Genomic DNA, 18,518 nt, shown 5'->3' with positions numbered 1-18,518 from the left:
GCGACGCCGGGGACGGGCCCGGTCAGCCGACGGCGGCCAGGTCGGTGAGCCGGGCCAACGACTCCTCCAGGTCGGCGCCGACCCGGCGCAGACCGAGCCGGAGCAGGGCGGCCTTGACCGGACCGGCCGGCCAGCGTACGACGATCAGCCGCACGATCGTGCCACCCTCCTCCTCGTCGGGAGTGAGTTGGACGTAGATCTCGGTGCGCGCCTCCGCCCGGGCGCCGGCGCCCTTGGCGCGCTCGCGCCACCCGATGAGGGTCGGCTCCTGATAGGCGATCACCTCGGCCTCGTGCGCCGCGCCACGCCCGGCCTGGACCAGCTGCCGCCGCCCGAAGCCCTCTCCCGAGAGCACCTCGGCCGCGCGGACCCCCGCCAGCCAGGCCGGCAGCTGCTCGGCCCGCTGCACGACGTCCCAGACCGCTTCCACCGGCGCCGCCACGTGCGCACTGCGTTCCACGAGGATCATTTCCGTCTTCCTCCAGTGAGGACATCCGCGATATTCCGCACTCTATGCGCAAGATTGGACGTACCTGGACGGGTTTGGAAAAAGACACGCCGAAAACCATTGCGCAGGCAGCCATGACGGCCTATGGCGCAATCGCCGGCCGCACCCTAGAGTCCCGAGCACGTTTCACGTTGTTCGGGAGGGCGCCATGCCGACCGCACCGCCGCCGCAGTTCCCCGCCGGCTTCCGCTGGGGCGTCTCGACCTCCGCGTACCAGATCGAGGGGGCGGTCGCCGAGGACGGCCGGGGAACGTCCATCTGGGACACCTTCGCCCACTCCCCCGGCCGCGTCGCCGACGGCAGCACCGGCGACGTGGCCTGCGACCACTACCACCGCCACCGTGAGGACGTCGCGCTGCTGGCCGGGCTGGGCGTGACGGCGTACCGCTTCTCCGTCGCCTGGCCGAGGATCCAGCCGGCCGGGACCGGGCCGGCCAACCCCGCCGGGCTCGACTTCTACGACCGGCTCGTGGACGACCTGCTCGCCGCCGGCGTCGACCCGGTGGCCACCCTCTACCACTGGGACCTGCCGCAGCCGCTGGAGGACGCCGGGGGCTGGCTGGCGCGCGACACCGCGGAGCGCTTCGCGGCGTACGCCGACCTGGTCGCCGCCCGGCTCGGCGACCGCGTGAAGCTGTGGATCACGCTGAACGAACCGTTCGTCCACATGAGCCTCGGCTACGGGACGGGCGAGCACGCGCCCGGCCGGACGCTGCTCTTCGACGCGTTCCCGGTGGCCCACCACCAACTCCTCGGGCACGGCCTGGCGGTCGCCGCGCTGCGGGCCCGCACCGCCGGCCCGGTCGCCATCGCCAACAACTACTCGCCGGTGCGGGTGCTCGGCGACACCGACGCGGACCGGGCGGCCGGCGCCGCGTACGAGGCGCTGCACAACCGGCTCTTCACCGATCCGCTGCTCGGACGCGGCTACCCGGACGGCACGCTCGCCGACCCGTCCGTGGTCCGCGACGGCGACCTCGCGACCATCGCCGCCCCGATCGACGTGCTCGGGGTCAACTACTACAACCCCACGGGCGTACGCGCGCCCGCGGAGGGCTCGCCGCTGCCGTTCGAACTGGCGCCGGTCGAGGGGTACCCGCGGACCGCGTTCGACTGGCCGGTGGCCCCGGACGGGTTGCGCGAGCTGCTCGGCTGGCTGCGCGGCACGTACGGCGACGCGCTGCCGCCCGTCGAGATCACCGAGAGCGGCTGCGCGTACGACGACCGGCCCGGACCGGACGGGCGGGTGCACGACCCGGAACGGATCGCGTACCTGGACGGGCACCTGCGCGCGGTCCGGGCGGCGCTCGACGACGGCGTCGACGTGCGCGGCTACTTCGTCTGGTCCCTGCTGGACAACTGGGAGTGGGCCGAGGGCTTCACGAAGCGCTTCGGCCTGGTGCACGTCGACTACGCCACGCAGGCGCGTACCCCGAAGTCCTCGTACGCCTGGCTGCGCGACACGATCGCGGCCACGCGCGGGGAGCCGGCGCGGTGACCACCGTCGACCCGGCGTCGGCCGCGCCGCCGGCGGCGCTCGCCGAGCCGACTGCGCCGGTCCGGCGCGGCTGGATCGCGTTGGTCTTCGCGGCGAACCTCGGGGTGTGGATGGCCTTCTTCACCCCCATCCAGGTGCTGCTGCCGCAGCAGATCGAGGGCATCGCTCCGGGCGACAAGGAGGAGATGCTGGCCGTGGTCACCGGGCTCGGCGCGCTCGCCGCGGTGGTCGCCAACCCGCTCGCGGGCGCGCTGTCCGACCGGACCTGCCTGCGGCTGGCCGGCCGCGAACTCGGCCGCCGGCACGTCTGGACCGCGGGCGGGGCGGTGCTCGGCGCGGCGGCCCTCGCGCTGCTCGCCCAGCAGCGCACCGTGCTCGGCGTGACGCTCGCCTGGGTCGCGGCGCAGGTCTGCTTCAACGCGATGCTGGCCAGCCTCACGGCGGCGATCCCCGACCGGGTGCCGGTGGCCCAGCGCGGCGGCGTCTCCGGCTGGGTGGGCATCCCGCAGGCGCTCGGGCTGGTGGCCGGCGCGGTGCTGGTCACCGCCGTGGTGACCGGCAACGCCGCCGGCTACCGGGCGGTCGCGCTCGCCGTGCTCGTGCTGGCGCTGCCGTTCGCCCTGCTCACCCCGGACGATCCGCTGCCGCGGGCGCACCGGTCGGCGCTGCGGCCGCGCGCCCTGCTCGCGTCGATGTGGGTGAGCCCCCGCCGGCACCCGGACTTCGCGTGGGCGTGGTTCACCCGGTTCCTCGTGCAGACGGGCAACGCCCTGGGCACCCTCTACCTGCTCTACTTCCTCACCGACGGTGTGCGGGTGGCTGACCCGGAGGGCGCCCTGCTGGTACTGATCCTGCTCTACACGCTCGGCATGATGCTCACGGCGGTCGTCGCCGGCCGCATCTCCGACCGTTCCGGCCGCCGGAAGGTCTTCGTGGTCGTCTCCGGGCTCGTGATGGCGGTGGCGGCCACGCTGCTCGCCGTCGCCCCGGTCTGGCCGATGGCCGTGGTCGCCGCCGTGCTGCTCGGCGCCGGCTACGGGGTCTACCTCTCCGTCGACGCGGCCCTCATCACCCAGGTGCTGCCGCGCGCCACCGACCGGGCCAAGGATCTCGGCGTGATCAACATCGCGAACTCGGCGCCCCAGGTGCTCGGCCCGGCACTCTCCGCGCCCATCGTGGTCCACCTGGGCGGTTACCCGACCCTCTACGCGGTGACCGCCGCCGTCACCCTGCTCGGCAGCGCGCTGGTCGTGAAGATCCGCTCGGTCCCCTGACCGGCCCCCTGGCCGAATACGCTGGCGCCGCGCCGTAGGCTGGAGGCGTGACGGTACGTGTACGCTTCGCCCCCTCTCCGACCGGTATGTTCCACGTCGGCGGCGCCCGCTCGGCCCTGCAGAACTGGATCTTCGCCAAGCAGCAGGGCGGGGTGTTCGTGCTCCGCATCGAGGACACCGACGCGGCCCGCAACAAGCCCGAGTGGACCGAGGGCATCCTCTCCGCGCTGGAGTGGATCGGCATCGCCCGGGGCAGCTACGAGGGCCCGTACTTCCAGTCGTCGTACGCGGGCGAGCACCGCGCCGCCGCGCAGCGGCTCTACGAGTCGGGCCGGGCGTACTACTGCGACTGCACGCGGGAGGACGTGCAGGCCCGCACCGGATCCCAGTACGCCGGCTACGACGGCTACTGCCGCGACCGGGGTCTCGGCCCGGGCGAGGGCCGGGCGCTGCGCTTCCGTACGCCGGACGAGGGCGAGACCGTGGTGGTCGACCTCATCCGGGGCGAGCCGACCTTCGAGAACAAGCTGATCGAGGACTTCGTCATCGCCCGCGGCGACGGCTCCCCGGTGTTCCTGCTGGCCAACGTGGTCGACGACATGACCATGGGGATCACCCACGTGATCCGGGCCGAGGAGCACCTGCCGAACACGCCGAAGCAGCAGCTGCTCTGGGACGCCCTGGGCGTCAAGCCGCCCGTCTGGGCCCACGTGCCGGTGGTCGTCAACGAGAAGCGGCAGAAGCTCTCCAAGCGGCGGGACAAGGTCGCCCTCGAGGCGTACCGGGACGAGGGCTACCTCGCCGACGCCATGCGCAACTACCTGATGCTGCTCGGGTGGGCACCCTCCGGCGACCGGGAGATCGTCCCGTGGTCGGTCATCGAGGAGGAGTACCGGCTCGAGGACGTCAACCCTTCGCCGGCGTTCTTCGACGAGAAGAAGCTGCGGGCCTTCAACGGGGAGTACATCCGGGCGCTGCCGGTCGAGGAGTTCATCGCCGCGTGCGAGCCGTGGCTGACCGGCACCGACACGATCGCCCCGCCGCCGTGGCAGCCGGAGGAGTTCGACCCGGCCGCGTTCGCCGCGGTGGCGCCGCTGGCCCAGACCCGCATCGCGGTGCTCAGCGAGATCGTGCCGAACGTCGACTTCCTGTTCCTGGCCGACCCGCTCATCGACGAGGCGGCCTGGACAAAGGCCATGAAGGAGGGCTCGGCGGAGCTGCTGGACGCCGCCATCGCCGCCTTCGACGCCCTGGAGTCGTGGGACGCCGAGTCGCTGAAGTCGACGCTGGAGGCGGTCGGCGCCGAGCGCGGGCTCAAGCTCGGCAAGGCGCAGGCGCCGGTCCGGGTCGCGGTCACCGGCCGGACGGTGGGCCTGCCGCTGTTCGAGTCGTTGCAGGTGCTCGGCCGGGAGCGCACGCTCACCCGGCTGCGCGCCGCCCGCGTCCGCCTCGTCTGACGGCTCGCCCGCCCGGGCCGGGCGCTCCGGCGGGTGCCGGTCCACGGATCGGGCCTGCCTACGCCGCCGGCCCGGTCGTGCGCGCTCAGCGGCGGGCGGCGCGGCGGCGGAGCAGGAGCCCGGCCGCCAGGGCGGCGAGCAGCACCAGGGCGCCGAGCGCCCACAGCCAGCCGCTGACCTCGTCGCGTTCGTCCGCGGTGGGCACCACCGCGCCGCTCGGGCTGGCGGCGTCCGGGCCGGCCGTGGCCGGTGGCGGCGTGCTCGTGGGCGTGGCGGCCGGGGACGACGGCGTCGGCGCCGCGCCGGTGGTCGCCGACGCCGACGGGTCGGCCGGCGTGCCGGTGGTGAGGGTGAAGCGGACCTCGCCGGTCACCGGGTGCCCGTCGCCGGAGGCCACCCGGTAGCCGACGGTGTAGAGCCCGGCCTTCCCCGGCTTGAACGGCACGCTCACCCGGCTGCCGGAGAAGCGCGGCTCCCCGCCCGCGGCGGCCACATTGTCCGGACCGGTCACGGTGACGGTGGTCGTGGCGGGGTCCAGCCGGGACAGGAACCGCAGTTCGATCCGGACCGGGGCGGTGGCGATCCGCGCCCCGTCGCGGGGATCACTGCCGGTCAACGAGTTGTGGGCGGCCGCCGGCGACGCCGGCAGCGCCAACGACGCACCGAGCGCCACGCCGGACACGGCTAGCACGAGGCGCGCCACACGTGCGACCCTGCACCCCATGAACCCCTCCGCAAAGGTACGATCCGCCCGCTGATCAACGGCTGCTCAATTGGTCGCGCCGAGATCGCAGATAGTTCCAATTACTGTTCCACGAGCTGCAACCGCGAGACGTTCCACGGAGTCTTTCAGTGGACGCCCGGCGCACCGGCCGGGTCGTCGTCGCTGGTAGGGGCACGGGGCACGGGCACGACAGAGCCATCCATCGAACGGGGCGAGGAGGCGGCGATGGTCCGACGGGTGAGACGACTGGTCGCCGTACTGGCCGCCACGGTGGCGGGGGCGCTGTCCCTCGGCCTCGCCGGCCCGGGGCACGCCGCGCCGAAACCGCCTCCGCCGCCGGCCGGCGTGGACATCACCGGGGCCGGGCTGTCGGAGCCGCTGCGACTGCGCGCGGACACGCAGCCGCAGCACGTGAACGCCGTGATCGACCAGGTCAGCTTCCTCGGCCGCACCGGCGCGGCCAGCGGGCCGAAGCCCGCCGACCTGGGTCCGAAGTACACGATCGTCGTGCTGGCCGGCGAGACGCCGAAGCAGACGTACGACCTGTACCCGAAGGCCGTCGGCGGCCCGCGCATCTTCCGGCCCGCCAAGCAGCCGGACTCCCGCAAGACGAAGGCCGGCTGGTTCCTCGGCCGGCTGTCGATGTCCGAGACGCTGCGCACCGCCGGCGTGCCGCTGGAGCGCGAGTACGACGCCGTGGGCGGCGGCATCGGCGGCGGCGAGCGGGTCATCCCGGAGGACTCGCTGAACCCGGCCCGGGACATCGACGAGGCGCTGGGCGAGCTTCAGCGGCTGCTGCTGCTCAACGTGGCCGTGGTGCTCGTCATCACGTCGGGGCTGGCCGGGATCGCGCTGCTCGTCCGCCGCCGCACCCGCTGACCGTCGGTCGCCGGCGGCACACCCACCCGCCGCCGGCCGCGGTGATCCACTGACCGTCAGCGGCCGGGCGTCAGCACCACCGGCCCGGTGGGCGTTCGCGGCGGCCGCCACGGTGCGGAGGCCGGACCGCGCCGTGCCGGTGCGCACCGGCCCAGCCCGGCAGGTCGCTGCGGCAGGCCGAGCCGGACCGGACCGGTTCCGCGTCGACCGGCAGGGCCGGCTCCCCGGCGCGCTGGCGCGGCACCGGGGCGTCCTCGTCGACCCGCTCCCCCGGCCAACCCCCGGCCGGGTCCGGCGGGAACGACGGCAGCCCGCCCACCGGGCGACGGTGCTTCGCGGCCGCCTGCTGGTCGTTGTGGCCCGGCCGGCAGGGCTCCCCCTGGGCGCAGCCGTGTTCGGCCTCCCCCTGCGCCATCCCGGTCTCCTCACACTCGCCATCACCCGTCGGCTCCCGCCGACGTGCCCTGCCACCGTACTGGCCGGCTCCGACGGCCCGCGCAGGCGTACCCGGGTCGGGCACGCGGCGGGACGGCTCCGGCGCGTACCTCCTTCGGTGGAGCCCACCGCGCGGAGCCTCCGCCCGTGGGCGGAGGGTGACCGGCCGCCGGTGTGGTGAGATCGGGCCATGCGACTGCCCCCGTGGCTCCGTTCCGGCACCCGGGGCCGGGACCTCGCCCTCGCCGGCGCGTCGCTCGTCGGCGGGCTGGTCCTGTTCGGTCTCGGCGTCCAACCGCAGTTGTCCTGGCGCCCGGACCTGCCGGAGGCGCTGTTCCTGCCGCCGCTGCTCGCCGCGAGCGTGGCCGTGGGTCTGCGGCGGTTGGCCAGCCGCGCCAGCCTCACCGTCGGCACCGTCGCGGTCGTGGCCGACCTGCTGCTCGGCGCCTCGCTCGGCACCGTGCTGGTCTACACCCAGGTCCTGTACGACGCGTGCGTCTACGGTTCGCCCCGCACCTGGCGGCGCCTGCTGGCGGTCACCGTGACGTTGAGCGCGGTGGCCATCCTGGTCGGCGTGTTCGTCGTCGGAAGCTGGCGCGGAGTGGGGATGGGCGCTCCGGTGGTGCTGGCCGGGGTGATGCCGGTGCTCACCGGGATCAGCGTGCGGCAGTACCGCGACCAGGCGGCGGCCGAGCGGGCCCGCGCCGAGCAGACGGCACGCCTCGCGGAGCTGGACCGGCGGCAGGCGGTCGGCGCGGAACGCGCCCGCATGGCCCGGGAGCTGCACGACGTGATCGCCAACCACCTCAGCGCCGTGGCCATCCACGCCACCGCCGCCCTGTCCGTCCCCGGGCTGGAACGGGCGCAGGTCGAGGCGGCGCTGCGGGTCATCCGCGAGAACAGCGTGCAGGGCCTGGCCGAGATGCGGCAGATGATCGGCGTGCTGCGCGCGCCGGCCGAGCCGGCCGGGTCCGGGGGTGACGATCCCGACGGCGCCGTGCCGGCCCGGCTCGCCGAACTGGACCGACTGGTGCAGCGGGCGCGGGCCGCCGGGCTCGCCGTCCGGGTCAGCACCGACGGGGAGCCGGACGGGCTGCCCGTGGGCGTCGACCTCGCCGCCTACCGGATCGTGCAGGAGTCACTGACGAACGCCCTCAAGCACGGCGGCGGCGAGGCCGACGTGGACATCGCGTACCGGCCGGCGGAGGTGGTCGTCACCGTCGAGAACCCGCTCTGCGCGGGCCGGGCTCCGCTGCCCGGCGCGGGCGCCGGCCTGATCGGCATGCGGGAACGCGCGGTGCTCCTCGACGGCCGGTTCACCGCCGGCCCGCAGGACGGTCGTTGGCGCGTCCGGGCCGCCCTGCCGACCGCCCGGCAGCCGTCGTGAGCGCCCCGCCGGTCTCCCCGCCGGACGGGGACGCGACGACCGCCGGCGCCGGCACCATCCGGGTGGTGCTGGCCGACGACCAGCCGGCCGTCCGCGCCGGGCTGGGACTGATCCTCGACGCCGCGCCGGACGTCGAGGTGGTCGGCGAGGCCGGCGACGGCGACGAGGCGGTACGCCTCTGCCGCGAGCTGTGCCCGGACGTCGCCGTGCTCGACGTGCGGATGCCCCGCCGGGACGGGGTCGCGGCCACCCGGGAGATCGTCGCCGAGGGCCTCGCCGACGTGCTGGTGCTCACCACCTTCGACCTGGACGAGTACGTGTTCGGGGCGCTGCGCGCGGGCGCCGCCGGCTTCCTGCTCAAGGACACCGACGCGGACGGTCTGCTCGCCGCGGTGCGGGCGGTGGCCCGGGGCGAGGGGATGATCGCCCCCGCGGTGACCCGCCGGCTCATCCGGGCGTTCGCGGCCACCGCGCCGGCCGGTCCGGGCGTGCCGGAGGCGGGTGTGGACGCGCTCACGCCGCGGGAGCGGGACGTGCTGGCCTGCCTCGGACTCGGCCTGTCCAACCAGCAGATCGCCGACCGGCTCGCGATGGCGGAGAGCACCACGAAGACCCACGTCAGCCGGATCCTCGGCAAGCTGGAGCTGCGCAGCCGGGTACAGGCGGCGATCCTGGCCCAGGAGCTGGGCCTGCCCGCTCCCCCGCCGGCCTGAGCGGCGCCGCCGGCCTGAGCGGCCCCCGCCGGCCTGAGCGGCGCCGCCGGCCCTGCCGCCCGGCGGCCGCGCACCCGCCGGTGGCGACGTGCCTGGTGGTGCTGGTCAGGGCATGTGTCAGGCTGGTGCCGTGGAGAACGGACCGGGCGACGGGGAGCTGAGCGCGACGCTGCGCCGCATCGAGCGGGCGGCCGGCACGCTGGCCACCGCGAGCGTGGCCCGGATGGACGAGACGCTGCCCTGGTTCCGCGCTCTCCCGGCCGACCAGCGTTCCTGGGTCATGCTGGTGGCCCAGGCCGGCGTCCGGTCGCTCGTCCAGTGGCTGGGTTCCGGTGGTGGCAGCGCCGACAGCACGCAGGAGGTCTCCGACGAGGTCTTCGCGGCCGCGCCGCAGGCGCTGGCCCGGTCGATCACGCTCCAGCAGACGGTCGCGCTCATCAAGGTGACCATCGACGTGGTCGAGGAGCAGGTCCCCCACCTGGCCGCCGACGGCGAGGAGCAGCGGCTGCGCGACGCCGTGCTGCGCTTCTCCCGGGAGATCGCCTTCGCGGCCGCCCGGGTGTACGCGCGGGCCGCCGAGTCGCGCGGCGCGTGGGACGCCCGGCTCCAGGCGCTGCTCGTGGACGCGCTGCTGCGCGGCGACTCCCCGGACGTACTGGCCAGCCGGGCGGCGGCGCTGGGCTGGGCGGACGCCCCGCCCGTCGCGGTGGCGGTCGGGCGCTCGCCGGGCGGGGAGGTCTCCGCCGTGCTGCACACCGTCTACCGGCAGGCGCGGCGGATCGGCGTCGAGGTGATCGGCGGCGTGCACGGCGACCGGCTCGTGATCGTGCTCGGTGGCGCGCCCGACCCGGTCGCCGCCACCGGGAAGCTGCTCGGCGCGTTCGGCGACGGACCGGTGGTGGTCGGGCCGGCGGTGCCGAGCCTCGACACGGCCACCGAGTCGGCCCGGGCGGCGCTGGCCGGGTTCCGCGCGGCGCCCGCCTGGCCGGACGCGCCCCGGCCGGTGCCCGCCTCCGACCTGCTGCCCGAGCGGACGCTGGCGGGGGACGCGGAGGCCCGCCGGCGGCTGCGCCACGACGTGTACGGGGTGCTGCTGCGCGTCGGCGGCGAGCTGCTGGAGACGCTGGACGCCTTCTTCGCGGCCGGGGGCACGCTGGAGAGCGCGGCCCGGTCCCTGTTCGTCCACCCGAACACGGTGCGTTACCGGCTGCGGCGGATCGCCGAGGTGACCGGGTTCTCGCCGCTCAGCCCGCGGGACGCGTTCGCGCTCCAGGTGGCCCTGACGGTCGGCCGGCTCGACCCAGTGGCCCCGGTGGTCCCGAGCCAGACAATGAGCCCAGCTGCGAGCAAAACATCACAGACAAGTGACGATCGCCGCCGATCTTTGTAGGATCCCCCCAAACCAGCTAGTGCGGTTTGGTCGAGGGCGGCACAGCGCTACCCACGCGTATCCGGGAGAGTCATAGACGTGCTCGCCGTACTTTCGCCCGGGCAGGGTTCCCAGAAGCCCGGCTTCCTGACCCCCTGGCTCGACCTGGCCGGCGCCGAGGCGCGGCTGCGCTGGTGGTCCGCCCTGGCCGGGGTCGATCTCGTGCACCTCGGCACCGTGGCCGACGCCGAGGAGATCAAGGACACCGCCCGCACGCAGCCGCTGCTGGTCGCGGCCGCGCTGCTCGCCGCCGAGCACCTGCCCCTGCACGACGTCACGGCCACCGCCGGGCACAGCGTCGGTGAACTGGGCGCCGCCGCCCTGGCCGGGGTGCTCACCGCCGAGTCCGCGATCACGCTGGCCGGCGTACGCGGCCGGGAGATGGCGGCCGCCTGCGCGCTGGAGCCCACCGGGATGGCCGCCGTGCTCGGCGGGGACCCCGACGAGGTGCTCGCCGCCATCGAGGCGCACGGGTTGCACCCGGCCAACCGCAACGGCGCCGGCCAGATCGTCGCCGCCGGCGCGCGGGACAACCTCGACAAGCTCGCCGCCGAGCCGCCGGCGAAGACCCGGATCATCCGGCTCCAGGTGGCCGGCGCCTTCCACACCCCGTACATGGCGCCCGCCGAGGCGGCGCTCGCGGCCGTGGCCGGCGGCATCGTCACCGCCGAGCCGGCCCGGATCCTGCTGTCCAACCGCGACGGCGCCGCCGTCGCCCACGGCCGTGAGATGCTGCAGCGCCTCGTCCGCCAGGTCACCGCGCCGGTCCGCTGGGACCTGTGCATGCGGACGCTCGCCGACCTCGGCGTGACCGGTGTGGTCGAACTGCCCCCGGCCGGCACCCTGGCCGGGCTGGTGAAGCGGGAGCTCAAGGGCCCCGACGCCCCCGAGATCGTCACCCTGAACACCCCGGACGACCTGCCTGCCGCGCGGGACCTCATCGCGCGGCACGGCGCGCGGCCGCGCCACGAGCCGGCCCCGTCGTTCCGGGTGGCGGTCGCCCCGTCGGCCGGCACCTTCGGGCGGGCCGAGGGCCTCGCCGAGGGTACGACGGTCCGGGTCGGCCAGGTCATCGGCCACGTCGCCACCCGACAGGGGCCGGTCGAGGTGACCGCCCACGGCGACGGCGTCCTCACCGAGTGGCTCGCCGGCACCGACGACCCGGTCGCGCCGGGCCAGCCGCTCGCCCGCATCGGCGGGCACCTGTGAACGCCGCGACGAGCGAGCCGGGTCCACGAGCCCCGCAGCCGCGAGCCGCGCGGTCACGCACACACGACATCGCTGTGAGTGCGACCAACGAGCCGGGCCCGCGGGCCCCGCGGTCGCGAACGAAAGGCATGAACTGATGGCCGGAAGCCGGATCGTCGCCCTCGGGCACTACCAGCCCTCGCGGGTGGTCACCAACGACGACCTCGCCCGCATGGTCGACACGAGCGACGAGTGGATCCGGGACCGGGTCGGCATCGTCACCCGACGGATCGCCGACAACGAGACCGTGGCCGACATGGCGGCCGCCGCCGCCGGCAAGGCGCTGGCCGCCTCCGGCCTCACCGCCGCCGACATCGACCTGGTCGTGGTGGCCACCTGCACGTCGGTGGACCGCAGCCCCAACGTGGCCTGCCGGGTGGCGGCCAAGCTCGGCATCAACGCGCCGGGCGCGTACGACATCAACACCGCCTGCTCGGGCTTCTCGTACGCCCTGGGCACGGTCGACCACGCCATCCGGGCCGGCGCGTCGCGCAACGCGATCGTCATCGGCGCCGAGAAGCTCTCCGACTTCACCGACTGGACGGACCGCTCCACCTGCATCATCTTCGGCGACGGCGCGGGCGCCGCGGTGGTCACCGCCGCCGGCGAGGACGAGCCGGCCGGGGTCGGCCCGGTGCTGTGGGGCTCGGTGCCGGAGAAGAGCGACGCGGTGCGGATCGAGGGCTGGCGGCCGTACGTCCAGCAGGAGGGCCAGGCGGTGTTCCGCTGGGCCACCACGGCGCTCGCCCCGCTGGCGCTGCAGGCGTGCGAGCGGGCCGGCGTGGCCCCCTCCGAGCTGGCCGCGTTCGTGCCGCACCAGGCGAACGCGCGCATCATCGACGGCATCGCCAAGCGACTCGACATCCCCGACGCGATCATCGCGAAGGACATCGTCGAGTCGGGCAACACCTCGGCGGCGAGCGTGCCGCTGGCCCTGTCCAAGATGGTCGAGCGGCGCGAGGTGCCCTCGGGGGCGCCGGTGCTGCTGTTCGGCTTCGGCGGCGGCCTGACCTACGCCGGCCAGGTGGTCCGCTGTCCCTGAGTCGCGACTCGGCGCGTAGCGTCGAGGCGAACCCCGGTCGGCGAGGCCGGCCGGGTGTGATCAAACCCCCGATGAGAGGAATCATCCGACAATGACCCGTGACGAGATCACCGCCGGCCTCGCCGAGATCCTCGAAGAGGTTGCCGGGGTGAACCCGGACGACGTGGCCGAGGGGAAGTCCTTCACCGACGACCTGGACGTCGACTCGCTCTCCATGGTGGAGGTCGTGGTGGCGGCCGAGGAGAAGTTCGGCGTCAAGATCCCGGACAACGAGGTGCAGAACCTCAAGACCGTCGGGGACGCGGTCAGCTACATCGAGGCGCAGTCCTGATCATGACCCGCCCCGACGTCGTCGTCACCGGGCTCGGCGCGACGACCCCCCTCGGCGGGGACGTCGCGTCGACCTGGGACGCCATGGTCGCCGGCCGCTCCGGGGTGAGTGCCCTCACCCAGGAGTGGGCGGCGGAACTGCCGGTACGGATCGCCGCGCAGCTCGCCGTCGAGCCGTCGGAGGTCCTCGACCGGGTGAAGCTGCGCCGGCTGGACCGCTCCGAGGCGATCGCCATCGTCGCGGCCCGGCAGGCCTGGGCGGACGCTGGACTGGCCGACTCCGGGCTGGACCCGGAGCGGCTGGCCGTCAGCGTGGGCTCCGGCATCGGCGGCGCCACGACCCTGCTCGCCCAGGACGACATCCTCGAGGCGTCCGGGCCGCGCCGGGTCTCCCCGCACACGGTGCCGATGCTCATGCCGAACGGCCCGGCCGCCTGGGTCGGGCTGGAGCTGGGCGCCAAGGCCGGCGTCCACTCGGTGGCCAGCGCGTGCGCGACCGGTGCGGAGGCGATCGCGCTCGGCCTGGACATCATCCGGTCCGGCCGCGCCGACGTGGTGGTGGCCGGTGGCACCGAGGCCGTCATCCACCCGCTGCCGATCGCCGGTTTCGCCTCGATGCGGGCCATGTCCACCCGCAACGACGAGCCGGAGAAGGCCTCGCGTCCGTGGGACAAGGGGCGCGACGGCTTCGTCCTCGGCGAGGGCGCGGGCGTCGTCGTCCTGGAGCGGGCGGACCACGCGGCCGCGCGCGGGGCCCGGGTGTACGCGCGCCTCGCCGGCGCCGGCATCACCTCGGACGCGTACGACATCGTGCAGCCGCACAACGAGGGTGAGGGCGCCATCCGGGCCATCTCGAAGGCGATCGCCGACGCGGACGTGGCCAAGCGGGACATCGTCCACGTCAACGCGCACGCCACGTCGACCCCGATCGGCGACATGCTGGAGATCGGCGCGCTGCACAAGGCGCTCGGTGACCACCCGGTGCTCGCCGCGACCAAGTCGATGACCGGGCACCTGCTCGGCGCGGCCGGCGCCCTGGAGTCGATCGCCACGATCCTCGCCATCCGGGACGGTGTGGTTCCTCCGACGATCAACCTCGACGACCCCGACGAGGACCTCACCCTGGACGTGGCCGCCCACAAGGCGCGGCCCATGGAGATCCCCGCCGCGTTGAACAACGCGTTCGGCTTCGGCGGCCACAACGTGGCTCTCGTCTTCGCGAGGGCCTGAGCCTTCGGCGGGACACCGGCCGCGTCGTCCGCCGCCCGCGGCGGCGACATCCCGCCCCGGCCCTCGTACTCCGAAGGGGCCCGCGCTCGACGAGCGCGGGCCCCTTCCACGTCGCTCACCCCTGGTTGCGCGGGTGCCGCCGGGCGGTCCGTTCGTTGCCCCGGCGGTAGTTGCCGGTCCAGCGCGCCATCACGAGCTGCGGGTCCTCGTCGACCTCGGCGAGGAAGCGCGCGGCACGCCCACCGCGCAGGGTGGCCGCCACCTGCCCGTGGTGTGTGATCAGCACGCTGCCGTCGGCGCGTTCGGTGTACCGGAATCCCTGCGCTGCACCCATGGGGGCGAGGATGCCAGGGGCGGCTCGACCGGCGCGACGCGGTTTCCGGCGGCGAGTTGACTCTCCAGCGGCTGGAGACGGGAGGCTGAACCGCGTGAACGACCGCACCGACCTGTTCAGCATCGGGCAGCTCGCCCGCCGGACGGGACTCACCGTCCGGACCATCCGTTTCTGGTCGGACCTCGGCCTGCTGCCGCCGACCGCCCGGTCGGCCGGTGGCTACCGGCTGTACGACGCGGCCGCGGTGGCCCGCCTGGAGCTGCTGCAGAGCCTGCGCGAGCTGGGCATCGGCCTGGACGACGCCCGCCGGATCCTGGACCGGCAGGCGAGCGTCCGGGACGTGGCCCGGGCGCACGTGCGGGCGCTGGAGGCCGAGATCCGGACGCTGCGGCTGCGTCGGGCGGTGCTGCGGTCGATCACCCGACGGGACAGCACGACCGAGGAGTGGAGACTCATGCACGACCTGGCCCGCCTCTCCGCGCAGGAGCGGCAACGGATCATCGACGACTTCGTCACGGAGGTCTTCGCCGGCCTGGACGGCAGCCCCGGGGCCGGCCTCGCGCAGGCCATGCGCACGATGCCGGCGGAGCTGCCGGACGAACCCACCGACGAGGAGGTGGACGCCTGGCTGGAGCTGGCCGAACTGGTCGCCGACCCGGACTTCCGCCGCCGGGTACGCGAGATGGCGGTCGCCGGGTCGGCGGGCGGCGACACCCCGCCGCCGGGACCGATGCTGCGGATCGACTCGGCCCGGGCCGCGCTGGCCGCCGGTGTCGCGCCCGACTCCGACGAGGCCCGCGCGGTGGTGGACGAGATGGTCGACCCGGCGCTCACGCCCGAGGAGCGGCGGAAGCTCGCCGACGAGATCGCCGCGTTCACCGACCGCCGGGTGGAGCGGTACTGGCAGCTGATCGGGGTGCTCAACCGCCGCGAGCCCTTCCCGCCGGCCGTGCCGGCGGCGGAGTGGCTGATCGCGGCACTGCGCGCCGCCCGGTGACCGGGTACGGCCGCGGCCACACCCGCCGGGGGTGGCCGCGGCCGGCGGTCAGCTGTCGCAGGTGCTGGCGGGCAGGCCCGGCACCGTGACCGGGGACCGGCCGCCGGGGCGAGCCTTGCCGGCCAGCACCTTCGCGAGGGCCGTCATCGAGGCGGGGCTCGACGAGTAGGTCGCCAGGAGCGTCGGCGACTTCGCGGCCGACAGCACGTACGGGGTGTCCATGGCGACGGTCACGGCGGCGTCGGCGCGCAGGTCGCCGGCGCCGTCGCCGTAGCCGACCAGGTGCACCACCGTCCCACCCCGGGGCACCACGCGCACCCCGGCGGCGGTCAGGGCGTCGGTGAGCAGCGCCCGCGTGCGGTCCCGGCCGCCGGAGGAGGTGACCGTCACCGGTCCCCGCACCCCGGCGGTGCCGCAGGAGCCGCGCAGCACCGTGACGGCGGCGGCGGCGAGCGCGTCGGCCGCCTTCCGGTGCGCCGGGTCGTTCAGGGTCGACATCGGGGGCGCCGCCGGGCCGGCCAGCCGGAACTTCATGGTCAGCACCCGGGTCGCCGCGTCGACCAGCCGGGCCCGGGGCAGCGAGCCGTCGCGGAGCGCGGCGAGCAGGCCGTCGTACGCCTGGCCGACGTTGGGGGTCATGAGGATCAGGTCGTTGCCGGCGTTGAGCGCCCGCACCGCGGCCTCCCCCGGCGACCAGCGCTTCGCCGGCGCCATGTTCATCCCGTCGGTGATCACGACGCCCTGGAAGCCGAGCTGGCCGCGGAGCACGTCGGTGAGGAGCTTGCGGGAGAACGTCGCCGGGGTGCCCGGGTCGACCGACCGCACGTCGAGGTGCGCGGACATCACGGCCAGGGTGCCGGCGTCGATGCCGGCCTTGAACGACGGCCACGCCCCGGCCTCCAGGGCCGCCCGGGACTGGGTGAGCGCCGGCAGTTCCTCGTGGGAGTCGTCGGCGCTGTGCCCGTGCCCCGGGAAGTGCTTGAGGGTGGCCGCCACGCCGGCGCTCTGCAAACCCCGTACGGCGGCGCCGACCTGCGGCGACACGCGCTTCGGGTCGGCGCCGAACGACCGCGACCCGATCACGGCGCTGCGGGTGGCGAGCACGTCGGCGACGGGCGCGAAGTCCAGGTTGATCCCCATGGCGGCCAGCTCCGCGCCGGCGGCCCGCCAGGCGGCCTCGGTCAGCGCCGGGTCACCGGCGGCGCCGGCGGCCAGCGCGCTGGGCAGCGTGGTCACCCCGTCGGTGATGCGGGTCACCACCCCGTACTCCTGGTCGGTGCCGACGAGGAACGGCGCGGCGCCGGTGGGCAGCTTCGCGGCGGCCTCGCGCAGCCCGGTGGTCAGCTCCCGGACCTGGGCCGGGCTGTCCACGTTGGTGGTCTCCTGGTTGCCCTGCGTGGGGTCGTCGGCGCTGAAGCCGACGAGGATGAGGCCGCCGAGCCGGTACCGGGCGATCATCTCCGCCGGGGTGTCCACCCCCGCGAGCGCCCGGTTGCCGGCGGCCGACCCGGGCGAGACGCGGGTCGCGGAGCTGCCGTAGGCGTACGGCATCAGCACCTGGCCGACGAGGTCCTCGTCGGCGAGCGTGGCCACCAGCGCGGCGGCCCGCGACGCCGGGTCGTCGGCCGGCGCGGCGCTCGGTGTCGGGCCCGGCGGCGCGGTCGACGCGGACGGCGCCGGGTCCGGGCGGCGCGGGGCGTCCGAGCAGCCGGCGAGGAGAAGGGCGGTCAGGGTGACGAGGGCGGCGTGGCGGCGGAACGACACGCCGCCCATCCCACCAGTTCACCCCGTATCGGGGCAACTTGACCTTCGCTCGCCGCGACGGCGCCCGGGCCGGGACGTCCCCGGTCAGCCGACCCGGGTGAGCAGCGTCACGGGGGCGCCGTCCCCGGCGTACCGGTAGGGCTCCAGCTCGGCGTCCCAGGCCGTGCCGAGCGCCTTGTCGAGGGCGTGCGCGATCGCCTCCGGGGCGCGCGCGGTCGCCAGGATGCTGCGCAGCCGGTCCTCGCCGAGCTGGATGTCACCGGCGGCGCCGACCGTGGCGCGGAAGAGGCCCCGGCCCGGGACGTGCATGAAGCGCTCGCCGTCGGCGCCGGGACTCGGCTCCTCGGTCACCTCGAAACGGATCATCGGCCACTGCCGGAGGGCAGCGGCCAGCTCGGCGCCCGTCCCCGGGCGGCCGGTCCAGCCGCACTCGGCCCGACGCGCGCCGGGGTCGACGGGCTGTGCGGTCCACTCGAGGTTGACCGGCGCGGCAAGGACGCGCGCGATCGCCCACTCGACGTGCGAGCACACGGCGAGCGGGGTCGAGTGGACGTATACGACGCCACGCGTTGGCACGGAGACCTCCCGGAGAGCGAGGTGCGTCTTCCCCTACGACCTCGACCACCCGAGTGGCTCCTGCAACACATGATGACTGGTGGGGCGGATGGTGCGCCAGAGAATCGGAAAATTCGCCGGCCCGATTCGGGGTGGAAATAGCCGGACGGGTGGTCGCCGTTGGAACCCTCGACGCCGCGATGACCAGCAAGACATCGTGGTCGTGTACAGTTCCATCGGCGGCTTGTGCCGCGCACGTCTTTCGCGGGCCCATCCATCCGGTGTCGTCCGCACAGCCCCCGGACGTCCAGTCCTCCCGTACGTCTTGCAAGGAGTACCTCCGTGGCGAGCAACACCTCTAAGACCGCGCGCGCGTCCGTCCGGGCCGGCCAGGCTGGCCAGGGTGGCGCCCTCAGCGTGCTGGGCGAGTTCAAGTACCTCATCCCGCTCAACGGCGGCAAGCACGCCTACGTGCGGAACCTGACCAACGGCAAGACCGCGCACCTGCGCACCGACTCCGAGGCCTTCATCGAGGAGATCCGGACGCTGGCCGCCGCGGGCCACGCCGCCAAGATCCGGGCCGAGATCAACACCCTGGCCGAGACGCACCCCGGCGACGGCTGGGACGCCACCGAGAAGCGCCTGGTCGAGGCCGGCGTCTTCGAGGCCTGAGCCTCGCGCTCACCGCACCTTCCGAGAACCGCCCGTCGGGAA

The 18,518-nt window shown here is 74.9% G+C and carries 19 protein-coding genes; 13 read left to right on the top strand and 6 right to left on the bottom strand.

Annotated elements, in window-relative coordinates:
• Positions 1–22 precede the first annotated feature (22 nt).
• Entirely contained in the window at positions 23–469 is a 447-nt protein-coding gene (locus OG994_RS01100) for an SRPBCC family protein (protein ID WP_120330365.1), read from the bottom strand.
• A 187-nt stretch (positions 470–656) separates the two neighbouring features.
• On the opposite strand from OG994_RS01100, the gene OG994_RS01095 reads away from it, so the two are divergent.
• The 3 genes from OG994_RS01095 to gltX are packed head-to-tail and all read left to right on the top strand — an operon-like array spanning position 657 to position 4,737.
• A complete protein-coding gene (locus OG994_RS01095; RefSeq protein WP_328851924.1) occupies positions 657–2,006 on the top strand; it encodes a GH1 family beta-glucosidase in 1,350 nt (449 codons plus the stop codon).
• Positions 2,003–3,280 (top strand): MFS transporter, encoded by a 1,278-nt coding sequence (locus OG994_RS01090; protein ID WP_328851923.1) that lies wholly within the window; start codon positions 2,003–2,005, stop codon positions 3,278–3,280. The genes OG994_RS01095 and OG994_RS01090 overlap by 4 nt, the downstream gene beginning before the upstream one ends.
• Before the next feature lie 47 nt (positions 3,281–3,327).
• Positions 3,328–4,737 (top strand): glutamate--tRNA ligase, encoded by a 1,410-nt coding sequence (gene gltX, locus OG994_RS01085; protein WP_120330362.1) that lies wholly within the window; start codon positions 3,328–3,330, stop codon positions 4,735–4,737.
• An 85-nt stretch (positions 4,738–4,822) separates the two neighbouring features.
• Here the strand turns inward: gltX and OG994_RS01080 are convergent, their stop codons facing one another.
• The gene (locus OG994_RS01080; protein ID WP_240033089.1) at positions 4,823–5,440 is read right to left on the bottom strand and encodes a copper resistance CopC family protein; all 618 of its coding nucleotides are present in this window, start codon (positions 5,438–5,440) and stop codon (positions 4,823–4,825) included.
• A gap of 246 nt (positions 5,441–5,686) precedes the next feature.
• On the opposite strand from OG994_RS01080, the gene OG994_RS01075 reads away from it, so the two are divergent.
• Positions 5,687–6,340, top strand: coding sequence for a hypothetical protein (locus OG994_RS01075; RefSeq protein WP_120330360.1), 654 nt, complete (start codon positions 5,687–5,689; stop codon positions 6,338–6,340).
• 70 nt (positions 6,341–6,410) lie between these two features.
• On the opposite strand, the gene OG994_RS01070 is transcribed toward OG994_RS01075, so the two are convergent.
• On the bottom strand, positions 6,411–6,755 hold the full coding sequence (locus tag OG994_RS01070; RefSeq protein WP_120330359.1) for a hypothetical protein: 345 nt from the start codon (positions 6,753–6,755) through the stop codon (positions 6,411–6,413).
• Positions 6,756–6,965: 210 nt separating this feature from the next.
• Here OG994_RS01070 and OG994_RS01065 point away from each other — a divergent pair, with 210 nt between their 5' ends.
• The 7 genes from OG994_RS01065 (at position 6,966) to fabF (ending at position 14,154) form a co-directional block, all read left to right on the top strand.
• The gene (locus tag OG994_RS01065) at positions 6,966–8,162 is read left to right on the top strand and encodes a sensor histidine kinase (protein ID WP_120330358.1); all 1,197 of its coding nucleotides are present in this window, start codon (positions 6,966–6,968) and stop codon (positions 8,160–8,162) included.
• The gene (locus OG994_RS01060) at positions 8,159–8,875 is read left to right on the top strand and encodes a response regulator transcription factor (RefSeq protein ID WP_328851922.1); all 717 of its coding nucleotides are present in this window, start codon (positions 8,159–8,161) and stop codon (positions 8,873–8,875) included. The genes OG994_RS01065 and OG994_RS01060 overlap by 4 nt, the downstream gene beginning before the upstream one ends.
• Before the next feature lie 112 nt (positions 8,876–8,987).
• On the top strand, positions 8,988–10,265 hold the full coding sequence (locus OG994_RS01055; protein ID WP_120330357.1) for a PucR family transcriptional regulator: 1,278 nt from the start codon (positions 8,988–8,990) through the stop codon (positions 10,263–10,265).
• A 78-nt stretch (positions 10,266–10,343) separates the two neighbouring features.
• Positions 10,344–11,513 carry an acyltransferase domain-containing protein gene (locus OG994_RS01050; RefSeq protein ID WP_328851921.1) on the top strand — a complete coding sequence of 390 codons (1,170 nt, stop codon included), beginning with the start codon at positions 10,344–10,346 and terminating at the stop codon, positions 11,511–11,513.
• A gap of 136 nt (positions 11,514–11,649) precedes the next feature.
• Positions 11,650–12,594 (top strand): beta-ketoacyl-ACP synthase III, encoded by a 945-nt coding sequence (locus tag OG994_RS01045; RefSeq protein WP_328851920.1) that lies wholly within the window; start codon positions 11,650–11,652, stop codon positions 12,592–12,594.
• Between the two features lie 91 nt (positions 12,595–12,685).
• Positions 12,686–12,925, top strand: a complete 240-nt coding sequence (locus OG994_RS01040) for an acyl carrier protein (RefSeq protein WP_007072348.1) — start codon at positions 12,686–12,688, stop codon at positions 12,923–12,925.
• Positions 12,926–12,927: 2 nt separating this feature from the next.
• Entirely contained in the window at positions 12,928–14,154 is a 1,227-nt protein-coding gene (fabF, locus tag OG994_RS01035; protein WP_120330354.1) for a beta-ketoacyl-ACP synthase II, read from the top strand.
• A 115-nt stretch (positions 14,155–14,269) separates the two neighbouring features.
• Here the strand turns inward: fabF and OG994_RS01030 are convergent, their stop codons facing one another.
• Positions 14,270–14,488 carry a hypothetical protein gene (locus OG994_RS01030; protein WP_120330353.1) on the bottom strand — a complete coding sequence of 73 codons (219 nt, stop codon included), beginning with the start codon at positions 14,486–14,488 and terminating at the stop codon, positions 14,270–14,272.
• 94 nt (positions 14,489–14,582) lie between these two features.
• Here OG994_RS01030 and OG994_RS01025 point away from each other — a divergent pair, with 94 nt between their 5' ends.
• The gene (locus OG994_RS01025; protein ID WP_120330352.1) at positions 14,583–15,485 is read left to right on the top strand and encodes a helix-turn-helix domain-containing protein; all 903 of its coding nucleotides are present in this window, start codon (positions 14,583–14,585) and stop codon (positions 15,483–15,485) included.
• A 48-nt stretch (positions 15,486–15,533) separates the two neighbouring features.
• On the opposite strand, the gene OG994_RS01020 is transcribed toward OG994_RS01025, so the two are convergent.
• Together OG994_RS01020 and OG994_RS01015 are read right to left on the bottom strand one after the other, a co-directional pair.
• Positions 15,534–17,258, bottom strand: a complete 1,725-nt coding sequence (locus OG994_RS01020; protein ID WP_328851919.1) for a glycoside hydrolase family 3 protein — start codon at positions 17,256–17,258, stop codon at positions 15,534–15,536.
• A 75-nt stretch (positions 17,259–17,333) separates the two neighbouring features.
• Positions 17,334–17,825 (bottom strand): DUF3145 domain-containing protein, encoded by a 492-nt coding sequence (locus tag OG994_RS01015; RefSeq protein WP_120330350.1) that lies wholly within the window; start codon positions 17,823–17,825, stop codon positions 17,334–17,336.
• A gap of 321 nt (positions 17,826–18,146) precedes the next feature.
• Here OG994_RS01015 and OG994_RS01010 point away from each other — a divergent pair, with 321 nt between their 5' ends.
• A complete protein-coding gene (locus OG994_RS01010; protein WP_328851918.1) occupies positions 18,147–18,476 on the top strand; it encodes a hypothetical protein in 330 nt (109 codons plus the stop codon).
• Positions 18,477–18,518 lie beyond the last annotated feature (42 nt).

The organism is Micromonospora globbae, assembly GCF_036184225.1.
In the GTDB taxonomy this organism is placed as follows: domain Bacteria; phylum Actinomycetota; class Actinomycetes; order Mycobacteriales; family Micromonosporaceae; genus Micromonospora; species Micromonospora globbae.
This window is presented reverse-complemented; position numbering and strand designations above follow the sequence as displayed.